This is a genomic window from Exilispira thermophila (genome assembly GCF_055389015.1).
Genome location: NZ_AP042476.1, coordinates 171,447 through 183,625, shown reverse-complemented (window position 1 = coordinate 183,625; position 12,179 = coordinate 171,447). Strand labels below are relative to the sequence as shown.

11 protein-coding genes are annotated in these 12,179 nt (G+C 25.3%); 5 read left to right on the top strand and 6 right to left on the bottom strand.

Annotated elements, in window-relative coordinates; genetic code table 11:
- Nucleotides 1–10 precede the first annotated feature (10 nt).
- From ACZ5EC_RS00760 to ACZ5EC_RS00740, 5 genes are all read left to right on the top strand, one after another.
- Nucleotides 11–235 carry a FeoA family protein gene (locus tag ACZ5EC_RS00760; RefSeq protein WP_464303064.1) on the top strand — a complete coding sequence of 75 codons (225 nt, stop codon included), beginning with the start codon at nt 11–13 and terminating at the stop codon, nt 233–235.
- A gap of 120 nt (nt 236–355) precedes the next feature.
- The gene (locus tag ACZ5EC_RS00755) at nt 356–1,417 is read left to right on the top strand and encodes a hypothetical protein (protein ID WP_464303063.1); all 1,062 of its coding nucleotides are present in this window, start codon (nt 356–358) and stop codon (nt 1,415–1,417) included.
- A gap of 83 nt (nt 1,418–1,500) precedes the next feature.
- The gene (locus ACZ5EC_RS00750) at nt 1,501–2,598 is read left to right on the top strand and encodes an SPL family radical SAM protein (RefSeq protein ID WP_464303062.1); all 1,098 of its coding nucleotides are present in this window, start codon (nt 1,501–1,503) and stop codon (nt 2,596–2,598) included.
- An 18-nt stretch (nt 2,599–2,616) separates the two neighbouring features.
- Complete coding sequence (locus ACZ5EC_RS00745) at nt 2,617–3,210, top strand: J domain-containing protein (RefSeq protein ID WP_464303061.1); 594 nt, start codon at nt 2,617–2,619, stop codon at nt 3,208–3,210.
- Nucleotides 3,211–3,465: 255 nt separating this feature from the next.
- Entirely contained in the window at nt 3,466–4,503 is a 1,038-nt protein-coding gene (locus ACZ5EC_RS00740; protein WP_464303060.1) for a tetratricopeptide repeat protein, read from the top strand.
- 63 nt (nt 4,504–4,566) lie between these two features.
- Here the strand turns inward: ACZ5EC_RS00740 and ACZ5EC_RS00735 are convergent, their stop codons facing one another.
- The 6 genes from ACZ5EC_RS00735 to ftsH form a co-directional block, all read right to left on the bottom strand.
- Entirely contained in the window at nt 4,567–5,997 is a 1,431-nt protein-coding gene (locus ACZ5EC_RS00735; protein WP_464303059.1) for an aminopeptidase, read from the bottom strand.
- A gap of 109 nt (nt 5,998–6,106) precedes the next feature.
- Nucleotides 6,107–7,288, bottom strand: a complete 1,182-nt coding sequence (locus tag ACZ5EC_RS00730; RefSeq protein WP_464303058.1) for an aminotransferase class I/II-fold pyridoxal phosphate-dependent enzyme — start codon at nt 7,286–7,288, stop codon at nt 6,107–6,109.
- A 116-nt stretch (nt 7,289–7,404) separates the two neighbouring features.
- On the bottom strand, nt 7,405–8,031 hold the full coding sequence (locus tag ACZ5EC_RS00725) for an HAD family hydrolase (RefSeq protein WP_464303057.1): 627 nt from the start codon (nt 8,029–8,031) through the stop codon (nt 7,405–7,407).
- Nucleotides 8,025–8,465: a ribose 5-phosphate isomerase B gene (gene rpiB, locus ACZ5EC_RS00720; RefSeq protein WP_464303056.1), complete on the bottom strand. Its 441-nt coding sequence runs from the start codon at nt 8,463–8,465 to the stop codon at nt 8,025–8,027. The genes ACZ5EC_RS00725 and rpiB overlap by 7 nt, the downstream gene beginning before the upstream one ends.
- 194 nt (nt 8,466–8,659) lie before the next feature.
- Nucleotides 8,660–10,081: a phosphohexomutase domain-containing protein gene (locus ACZ5EC_RS00715; RefSeq protein ID WP_464303055.1), complete on the bottom strand. Its 1,422-nt coding sequence runs from the start codon at nt 10,079–10,081 to the stop codon at nt 8,660–8,662.
- Nucleotides 10,082–10,205: 124 nt separating this feature from the next.
- Nucleotides 10,206–12,158 (bottom strand): ATP-dependent zinc metalloprotease FtsH, encoded by a 1,953-nt coding sequence (ftsH, locus tag ACZ5EC_RS00710; RefSeq protein ID WP_464303054.1) that lies wholly within the window; start codon nt 12,156–12,158, stop codon nt 10,206–10,208.
- Nucleotides 12,159–12,179 lie beyond the last annotated feature (21 nt).

The following is a 12,179-nucleotide window of genomic DNA, read 5'->3' as shown; positions in this document are numbered from 1 at the left end:
AAATAATTATATGGTTCCAATTATTTTTTTAAAACCAAATGAAAAAGGGAAAGTTGTTAAACTAAGTGGAGGAAAAAAATTTTTTGAAAAAATGAATTCTTTAGGAATTTATAATGGGGTTGTAATTGAAGTAATAAGTAAATTCAACAATGGTCCAGTTATTATAAAGATAGGCGATTCCAGATTAGCTATAGGACATAACATGGCTCAAAAAATATTTGTTCAAATTATTTAATATAAAAATTTTTTAATGTAAAATAAAAAGTTAAATTAAAAATAAAAATTTTATAAAGATATCAAAACATATAAAATAATGATACAAATATAAAAAAGCAAAACAAATTGAGTTATAAAAATGAATTATAAAATAGTTAACCTAAAAAAAAGTGAAATTATTCCTGATAACAATTTTTTTTTCCGTTTTAAGATAAGTAGCTTTAACAAATATATTCCTTTCTCATTTGTATATAAAAAAGAAAATAAATACTATCTATTTTCAGGTTTTTCTAATTATTATTCTATAAAAGACGAAAATGTTTATCCATTTGCACTTGTTAATGATAATATTATTAATCTTTTCTTCTTCCATTTAGAAAAAAATATTTTTGAAGATAAAATTACCCTAGCAGAATCTATTAAAGCTTTTAAATTATTAAAAATTCTCTTAAACAATTTAGAAAACAACATTGATAAAAATATAAAAAATAAAAATCAAAATTTAAATAAAATTTTAAAGAACGATATTAACAACAACTTAAAGAACAAGGATTATAATACTACTCAAAATCAGAATGAAGTAAGTTCAGAAAATTATAAATACCTGGATAAATTTTATAATTATTTTAGAAAAATAATAAATTTTAAAAATTTACAAAAATATGAAAACCTTTTCTCAGACAATGAATTAACTATTTTTTCCCATCTTGATTTAAGAAAAAAAGAAATTGAAAGCTATCTAAAAGTTAAAAATTTTCTTGATAATAATAAACTTTTAGAAAAATATTTTTCTCTCGTCAAACTCTTAAATTTTAATAGGAATCAATTTTTTAATTTTTTTGATAAACTTTTTGAACTTTTATATACAAATTCAGATTTAGAAAAAGATTATTTTTATAATTTAATTCAATCATCTCTAAACAAGTTAAAAAAAGATACCCCTATAAGTTTTAAACAAAAAAAAGTGTTTGAAATCTTAGATTATAATTTACTACAACCATATTTAGAAAAAGTAAACAAAATCAACAATTATATAAAAACTTTACATTTGAATAATGCAAAGTTTGAATTCACTCCATTTTTTGAAGAGAAAGATTTTAAAGTTATATTATCAATTAAAAAACCTGATGACATTGAAAATGCTAAAAAAGATTTCATAAAACTCCCTTCAATTATTAAAAAGCTCTGGGAAATATTATAATTAATGAATTTACTATAATAATTTAATCATAATATTTATTGCTATAAAAATTTTGAAAATAATTAAAAATAGGAACAATTTGTATGCAATTATTTTTACCTGACATTATTTATATAAATAAGAATTTAAATCAAAACCCGATTTTAAAAAAAAGAACTGAAACAATTTTAGAAAATATCTATAAATATAAAGATAAAGAGACTATTTCAATTGTTTATGTTGATGAATACAAATTAAAAAACTTATACCAATTTATTTCCTACAAAAACCCTAAAAAACATCTTGTCCTTACAACTCATAAAGGTGATTTTGTTAAACGTTGTCCTGGAACAAACAATTACCAATGTTGTAATTATTATGTTATTAATTTATACATTAACTGTTCTTTGCAATGTCATTACTGTTTTTTACAATTTTATTTAAAAAATCCTGTTCTTACAATTTTTCTCAATTTAGAAGACCTTTTTAATGAATTTTCTGAAAAAATTAAAAAAATAAATATTAAAAGAATCGGAACTGGTGAATTATCCGATTCCCTTCTTCTTGATCCTTATACCAATTTTTCTAAATCCCTATACGACTTTTTTATTAATTACCCTGAAGTTGATTTTGAATTTAAAACAAAAACTTCAAATATAGATAATTTGTTAAGATTTGAAGGAAAAGAAAATATTGTAACTGGATTTTCACTAAATACATACAAAATCCAGAAGTCAGCTGAAAGTAAAACAGCTACCATTGAGGAAAGAATCAATTCTGCAAAATTATTAATTTCAAAAGGATATTCTGTATCATTTCATTTTGACCCTATATTTATTTATGAAAATGCAGAAGAAGAATATTTGGAAATTTTAAAAAAATTAAAACAAAATATAGATCCTGAAAAAGTAAGATGGTTCTCAATAGGATCTTTTAGATATCATAAAGACATGAAACAAATTGTAAGGCAAAATTACCCAAATGAAATAATTACAAAACATAAAACAATAATTGGGTTAGATGGGAAAATAAGATACTTTGCTGATGATAGAGAAAAAATATATAAAGTTTTTTATAATTTTATTTCAAAACAATGGAAAGTTCCATTATATATGTGTATGGAATCAAAAAAAATGTGGTATAATGTTTTTGGAGATTTGCCATATAATATTGACAATCTTGAAAATATTTTTAAAATGTAAAAAAGAACAGGAAAATCTATGACAAAAGACCCATATGAAATTTTAGGTGTACCAAGAAATGCTACAAAAGAACAAATTAAAAAAGCTTATATAGAACTTGCTAAAAAATATCATCCAGATAAATATCAGAATAATCCATTATCTGAATTAGCTGAAGAAAAGTTTAAAGAAATTCAAGAAGCATATGATTATCTTATGAAAAATAAAGGTTCTTATAATTCAGAATCTTACCGCTCATCATACTCAAACTCTTCATCTTCAAATTCTGTTTTTGTTGAAGTTAGAAATTTCATAAATATGGGAAGATTTGATCAGGCAAACTCTATTTTAGAATCATATCCTGAAAGAACTGCTGAATGGTACTTTTTAAAATCTGTTATATATGCTAAACAGGGTTTTTTAAATCAAGCTAATTCTTTTTTAGCTGAAGCTCTAAGACTGGATCCTGCAAACCCTGAATATCTTAATTTTAAAGCTCAACTTTCAAGATATGCAGGAGGATTCACCAATCCTTATGCTGGTGGAAGAGGAGACATGGATATGGCTAACCAATTATGTTGCCAGTGTGCTTCATGTATGTGCTGTTTACAGATGTGTGGTGGTTGTTCATAAAAGGAATAATTTATAAATTATATTTATATTAATTTTTATAAATATCATTTTTTAAAAAAGTATTTCAATTTTATAATATTCTCCAATTTTAAAGTTTTTAAAATTTCCCTCGTTTTACTTTATTTATTTAATTTCATAAACCTTTAAATTAAAAAATAATTTTATTTATCTAAATTTTATCATTGAAATCTAAATTTTTTTTGATATAAAAATTAACAGTATAATATTTTTATTTTTTTAAACCGGGAGAATAGGATGAAAAAAATTATAATTTTAATTTTAACTTTTTTACTTGTTTTTAGTTTATTTTCCTGTTCAAATATTAAAAGTTTTGAAAAAAAAGATAAAACATCATATGCATCTAAAACCGATATCTTTAAAAGTGGTAAAGCCACAAAAGAACAATTTAAAAAAGAATATGAAAAATTGTTAAAAGACGGGGAATATCAAAAATTATATGATCTTTTAGTTTTATGGAATAAACAATATCCCGATGATCCTGAATTATATATTGCTTTTTTTAATCTTTATTCGAACCTAAGTATTGACTCAGGTCTTGTTATTAGAACTGACAAAAGTTATGAATCTTCTACTGATTTTGTTGCTAAAGATCCTGATACTAATGAAATAGTTGGCTATCTTACTCACCAAACCACATTCAATAAAGAATATGCATTAAAAGCACTTTATTATATCAATAGAGGTTTAAAAAAATATCCTGATAGATTGGATATGCATTTTGGGAAAATACATTATTTAATGATGATGAAAGATTACAAAAGTTCAAAAAAGCATATAATTAAATTACTTGATTTATGTCCACAAATAAATAATAAGTGGTTCTGGAAAAATTATGAACCAATTAAAGATGAAGATGGTAATCATATTATTTGGGATGTTATTCAAGGTCATATATATACCATGTTTCAAGATTATTTCAAAAATCATGATAATAGTATTTTAGATTATATTTTTGAAATAAGTAAAAAGGAAATTGAAATTTTCCCTGAATATGGTCCTGAACCATATAATAATATAGGAATTATTTATTATTTTAATGATGATTATCAAAATGCTTTAAAATGGTTTTTAAAAGCTTTTAACTTTAATGAAAAGGACACTATTGTAATAAACAACATTGCATATATGTATGAAAAATTAAATGACTATGAAAATGCAATTAAATATTATGACCTTTTTTTACAATATGCTGATAATGATTCTGACATAAAAGCAATTAATAAAAAAATTGAGAAATTAAAAGAAGAATTAAAAAATAAACAGGAAAATTAAACAGGTTAATATTTTTAAGCTTAAAAAAGCCGATGCAAAAGAGCATCGGCTTTTTTTTTAGATTTATTTTCCGTATTTTTCATAAAATACTTTATAAGCTTTATATCCAGACCACAAGTCTGCTTTTGAAATTATTTCATATGGTGAATGCATTCCAATTACTGGTATTCCAGCATCAAAAGTACTAATACCAAAATATGCAACATATTTTGCAATTGTACCACCACCACCTTCATCAACTTTTCCAAGTTCAGTATACTGCCAGAATACTTTATTTTCGTTAAATAACTTTCTTATACTACCAAAATACTCTGCATCTGCATCATTTGCAGTATATTTTCCACCTGAACCTGTAAATTTCAGTATAGCTATACCATGAGAAAAAAGAGCTGCATTCTGTAAATCGTGAACCATTTTATATGGTGGATTAACTGCTGCAGCAACATCAGATGAGATGCATGCAGATTTCATTAAAGATTTTCTAATGGAGCTTAAATTATCTTTTCCATAAAGTTCTGCAATCATTGTATAAAGGTGATATAACATATAAGAATCAGAACCTGTATTACCTGTAGATCCTATCTCTTCTTTATCAACAAGTAATGCAACAGTGGTCTTTACTGGTTTTTTTACTGACAAATGACTTTCTGCTGCTAAATATGAACAGACTCGATCATCATGACCATATGCTGCAATCATAGATCTATCAATACCAACATCTTTTGCTTTAAAAGCTGGGACAACTTCTATTTCAGCTGAAATAAAATCTTCTTCTTTTATTCCATATTTTTCATTTAATTTTTCTAATACAGCTAATTTAACCTTATTTTTAACCTTTTTATCATTAACAGGAATATTTCCAAAAAGAATAACCATGTTTTCAGCATCGATTCCTGTTAAAAGTTTCTTTTCACCCTGTACCTTCCTTGATAAATGTGGTAATAAATCGGAAATAATAAATACAGGATCATTATCATCTTCACCAATTGTAAAAGTCTTTTTTTCTCCATTATCAAGAATAATTACACCATGTAAAGCTAATGGAATGTTTAACCATTGATATTTTTTAATACCACCATAATAATGAGTTTTTAACAAAGCTAACTCATTATCTTCATATAAAGGATTCTGTTTAAGGTCAAGTCGTGGTACATCAACATGACCACCAACAATGCTAATTCCTTCTTCAAAATCTTTTTCACCAATTGTAATTAAAGCTAAGCTTTTATTTTTCCAGTTAAAATAAAATTTATCAAAAGGTTTTGCTTTACCTTTAAAGTTTTCTATATTTTGATAACCATCTTTTTCTGCTTTTTTAATGAAATATTGAACAGTTTCTCTTTCAGTTTTACATTGATTTAAAAAGTTTTTATAATCATCTGAAAGCTCAAATACTTCTTTCTTTTCTTTTTCACTAATCTCTTCCCAGACATTTTTAGACTTATAAACTAATTTTTCTTCAAGCTTTTGAAATTTTGTTTTTTCTTCAGCCATATCAACCCCTTTTAATATTTTAGTTAAGTTTACTTAACTAAATTTTAAATTCAAGTTTTTTTAACTTTATTTTTTTCTTTTTTTGGTTTCAAAAATTTTAAAACTTAATTTATTTAATAATACCTAACTGTTTTCCTGCTTTAACAAATACATCAATAGCATAATCAATTTGTTCTTTTGTATGGGTCGCAATATATGAAGTCCTGATAATACATTGATTAGGTGGAACTGCAGGTGGCAAAACAGGATTAACAAATAATCTACCTTCACTTAACAATTTCCAGAATTTTAAAGTTAATTCAGCAGGTCCCACTTTAACTGGAATTATTGGTGTAATTGTATCACCAATATCAAAACCAGCTTCAATAAATTTTTCTCTTGTATAATTAGTTATTTCCCATAATTTCTTAATTCTTTCAGGTTCTTTCTTTATAATTTCTAATGCTTTTGTTGCAGCTGCAACCATTGGTGGTGCAAGTGAAGCTGAAAAAATAAATGGTCTTGAAAAATGTCTAATATAATCAATTACTTTATGATCACCTGCTACAAACCCCCCCTGTGATGCTAAAGATTTTGAGAAAGTACCCATGATTAGATCAACTTCATCAGTTAAACCAAAATGAGCTGCTGTTCCTTCCCCATTAGGCCCCAATACACCAAGGGAATGAGCATCATCAACCATTATTCTTGCATTATATTTTTTACATAAAGGTACCATTTTATCTAATGGGGCAATATCACCATCCATTGAATAAACTCCATCTACAACAACCATTTTAGGTTCATCTTTAATTGATATCAATATTCTTTCAAGATCTTCCATATCATTGTGTTTAAATTTTAAAACTTTTCCAAAAGTTAATCTTGAGCCTTCAATAATAGATGCATGATCTAATTTATCAAGAATAAGATAATCATGTCTTCCAGCAAGAGCGGAAAGTACCCCTTGATTCACAAAAAATCCAGTAGAAAAAATAATGCAATCTTCTTTACCTACAAATTCTGCTAATTTTTTCTCAAGTTCAAGATGAATATCTAAAGTTCCATTCAAAAATCTACTACCTGCACAACCTGTTCCATGAGTTTCTATAGCATCCTGTGCCGCTTTTTTAACCTCTGGATGTGAAGTTAATCCAAGATAAGAATTTGATCCAAGCATTATAACTTCTTCACCATCAATTAAAACAACTGTATCATCTTTTGCATGATGAGCTCTAAAATAAGGATAAAGCCCGGATGCTCTAGCATTATCAGCATCCATAAAATCAAAGCATTTTTGAAAAATATCCATTTTAATCTCCCTTATTAAAGTTTAAATGAAAATTATTATATAAGTTCTATCATTAATCATAGGTAAAATTTATATACATTTTTGATAAAGTCAAATAAATATTATTATTTAATTAATCAAAAATTTAATACATGGTTAGAAATTATATTGCAAATATCAATATCTGGATCAAAAAACAATGTAATAAATCCTAACTCTTTAGCAGTAATCAGATTATCTACATTATTATCAATAAATAATATTTCTTCGGGATTTTCCCTAATATTACAAATATTTTTTAAATTATGAAAAAAAAGATAGTCTGAAGTTGTTGTATTCATTTTAAAGGAAGGTATTAACAGATCTATTCTTTCAAAATCAGGAACCAAACTTATTAATTTTTTATAATGTACTTCACCAATATTTATAGCAAATGAAAAATTAATTTTTTTATTTTTACAATATTTTATAAAATTAACTATTTTTTCTTTATTTATAATTATTGAATTTTTATAAAAAGAATAAAGGGATTCATCAATTTTTTCAAATTTATCCTTTATATTTAATAAAACACAAACATATTCAATATATTTTTTAAAATCATATTTTCCTATCAAATAGTAATAGTAATACTCATTAAAAACAGAATCTTTAATATCCTTCTCATGAAAATTACTAATACTTTGAATATAATTTAAAAAATCATTCCAATCATAATCAATAAAAGGATAATCTAAATCAATTATTATTCTTTTAATTAACATTTTTCTAAATCAGAAATTTTGTTAATTCTTCTCTGGTGTCTTCCACCCTGAAATTGAGCTTCTAAAAAACTATCAATTATATTTTTAGCTGTATCAAATGGAATTATTCTACCACCCATGCATATAACATTAGCATCATTATGCTCTTTAGCAAGCCTTGCAACTTCTTTGTTCCATACTAATGCAGCTCTAAAACCTTTTAATTTATTAGCTGAAATTGAAATCCCTATACCAGTACCACAAAAAAGAAAAGCTAAATTTGCATTATTTTTTATAAATTCTTCATGAGCCTTTTTTGCAATATCAGGATAATCTACACTATCTTCAGAAAATGTTCCTACATCAATTACATCAAACCCATTTTTTTTAAGATAATCTTTTACCTGCTCTTTAAGAATATACCCACCATGGTCAGCACCTACAATAACTTTCATTATTTTACCCTTTAAATTTCTTTTTATAAATAATAATCATTAAATTTAAATATCAAAAATGAAAAATTTTTTATTAATTTTCATTATTTTTTCTTTAGCATACAATATTTATAAATAATTTTATAAATAATATTTTAAACCTTAAATTTTAAATAGTTTTAATTAATCATTTATATTTTAATTAAAGAATTAAACTAAATCTTAATTTCCTTTATCAATTCTTTAATTTTATAGTTTATTTTATTAATTTCGATCTCATTATTACTTTCAATTATTATTCTTAAAATTGGTTCTGTATTGGAAAATCTAACATGTAAAAATCCAAAATCAAAATCAATTCTTACACCATCAATATTAGATATGTTTTTTATATTATCAAAATTTTGTTTTAATAAGATTTCAAGCTTTTCATAATATTTGTTTTTAAATTCATCATTAAAAACAAAGTTTGATTTAAAAATAGTGTTTAAATCTAATTTATCTTTTAACATTTTTACATTTTTATATTTTTCATAAATATTTTCTAATGAATCATCCTCTTTTGCAAGTAAACTTAAAATTAAACTAACACCAGTAAGTGTATCTCTTGAATTTGATATTGGGAAATATATAATTCCACCATTCCCTTCACCTCCAAATTCAAGATTCAGAGATTTCATCTTTTCTGTTACATTTATTTCTCCAACAGGTGCATAATGTATATTTTTACTAAATTCTTCTGCTATTTTATTTATTATAGAAGAAGTTGATAAATTGACAACAGCATCTCTTCCATCCAGATATTTCACATAATAATAATATGCAAAAGCTAAAGTGAACTCCTCAGATATTAATTTTCCACCTTTTAAAATGGTAACAACTCTATCTGCATCCGGGTCAAATGCAAAACCTATATCAAATTTTTTACCTTTCATAAATTTTGACAATGGTTTTAATGTATTAAAATTTGGTTCTGCAACCCTTTCAAATGCTTTTTCAGGATTATCAAATATAGAGTTAAAATTAACACCTAAATTCTCAAAAAGTTGTGGTATAGCATAAATTGCTGTACCATTACACAAATCAAGTGCAACATTAAATTTTTTAGTTTTAATCATTTCTAAATTTAAAACTTTTTTTATTTTATCAATATGGTTAAGAACACCAGATTCTTCTTTTACTATTTTTCCTAAATTTTTAAAATCTTTAAATTCATTTTTTACAAATATATTGGGTTGATTTTTTAAAATTTCAAATATTTTCTTAACATCGTCTCTATTTAAAAAATACCCCCCTTTTTTTACAAATTTTAAAGCATTATAACTTATAGGATTATGAGAAGCTGTAATCATAATTCCCCCATCAAGGTTTAAATATTTAACATTAAAAAGTAAAGATGGGGTTGGCAATATACCTAAATCTACAATATTTATCCCTTTTAAAGCTAAATAACCTTTAATAAAATTAGCAATTGGTTCAGAACTATTTCTAGTGTCTTTACCAAGTGCTAAATTTTCAGGATTCATAAATTCAATATAACCTTCAAGTGCAGGTATCAGGGAAAAAGGATTAATCTCTTCACCTACTAAACCCCTGAGACCTGAAATATTAAATCTATTTAATACAAAATCATCCATTTATAATTACTCCAAATATAAACCATTTTTTATAACATCTAAAACTTTTATCCAAAACAATTCTTTTAAAATAATTTTTAATCTAACCTGAATAATTTTACTTTTTTGATTTCCTTTTTTAGAATCACTCCGATTTTATTTTATCTTTATCTTCTTTTTTTTCTTCATTATTAATTTTTTCTTGTTTGTCTTCTGAATCTTTTTCTTCAATCTTTTTTACCATTTTCACTTCTTCATCATTATTTTTTACCTCAGGAGATGGTAACCCTAAAAGTCCAAAAATTTCTTTAGAATTTAATGATTCTTTTTCAACAAGTGCATTAGCAATTTTATCCAGTTTATCTTTATTTTCCACTATCAATTTTTTAGCTTTTTCATAACATTTTGAAACTATATTTTTAATCTCTTTATCTATTTTTTTAGCAGTATCTTCAGAAAAATTTCTTTCTTTAACTAAATCTTTACCTAAAAAGACATTCTCTTTTTCATCACCAAATTGTAAAGGACCCAGTTCAGACATACCCCATTTACAAACCATATCATGAGCTATTTTAGTTGCTCTTTGAAGGTCATTTTCTGCTCCTGTAAAGTATTCTTTAAAAACCAATTCTTCTGCTACCCTTCCACCTAAAAGCTGGCAAATTGTATCCATTAAAAAAGATTTTGAATAATGATGTCTATCATCAATTGGTAAAAATTGTGTTACACCTAGAGCCATTCCTCTTGGTATAATTGTTACTTTGTATACAGGGTCTACATTTTTAAGCAAAATTCCCATCAAAGTATGACCTGCTTCATGATAAGCTGTTATCTTTTTTTCTTTCTTTGATAAAATCAAACTTTTTCTTTCAGGTCCCATCAAAACTTTATCTTTAGCTTCTTCTAAAAATTCCATTGTAACTTTAGGTGAGTTTCTTCTTGCAGCTAATATAGCTGATTCATTAACTAAATTTGCAAGATCAGCTCCAGAAAATCCTGGTGTACCTCTAGCAATTGCATAGAGATCAACTGATTTATCAAGAGGAATCTTTTGTGTATGTATTTTTAATATTTCATACCTTCCTCTAATATCAGGTCTATCTACTACTACCTGTCTATCAAACCTTCCTGGTCTTAATAAAGCTTTATCTAAAATATCTGGCCTATTTGTTGCTGCCATAACTATAACAGAATCAGTTGATTCAAATCCATCCATTTCAACAAGTAATTGATTCAATGTCTGTTCTCTTTCATCATGACCACCACCAAGACCAGCACCTCTTGATCTACCAACTGCATCTAACTCATCAATAAAAATAATTGACGGACTATTTTTTTTAGCTTGTTGAAACAAATCTCTTACTCTTGAGGCTCCAACACCAACAAACATCTCTACAAAATCTGATCCAGATATAGTATAAAAAGGAACTCCCGCTTCTCCTGCAACTGCTTTTGCAAGTAAAGTCTTTCCACATCCAGGAGGACCAACAAGCAATACTCCCCTTGGAATTTTAGCTCCTAAACTCATAAACTTCATAGGATTCTTTAAATATTCAACAACTTCCATTAATTCAAGTTTTGCTTCATCCACTCCTGCTACATCAGTAAATTTAACATTTGTTTGGGTATACATTCTTGCTTTTGACTTACCAAAACTAAATGCCTGTGAATTAGTTCCCTTAATTTGCTTTGAAAATATGTTAAATATAATAAATATTAAAAATACAGAAGAACCTATCATTAATATAAAAAACCAAAAATTAGATGTATCTTTGACTTCCTGTCCTTTAAATCTAACATTATTAGCTTCTAATTTTTGTATTAAATCTGGATCATCATAAGGGATATATGTTTTAAAATTTTCCAATTTATTATTTATAGTCGCAGTTCCAGTTATCCAATATCCAGAAATAACAACTTCAGTAACTTTTCCTTTTTCAACTAAAGTTAAAAACTCTGAATATGATATCTCATGGGATTGCGTTGATAAAGGGTTTTTAGTAAAGAAAAAAATAAGCATAAAAGCTGCTGCAATCAATAACAGTGTGATTATACCCTGCATTCTTGTTTTTTTAGGATCTTCATTAAAATTTCCCATTAAATTCCTCTTTCTAATTTT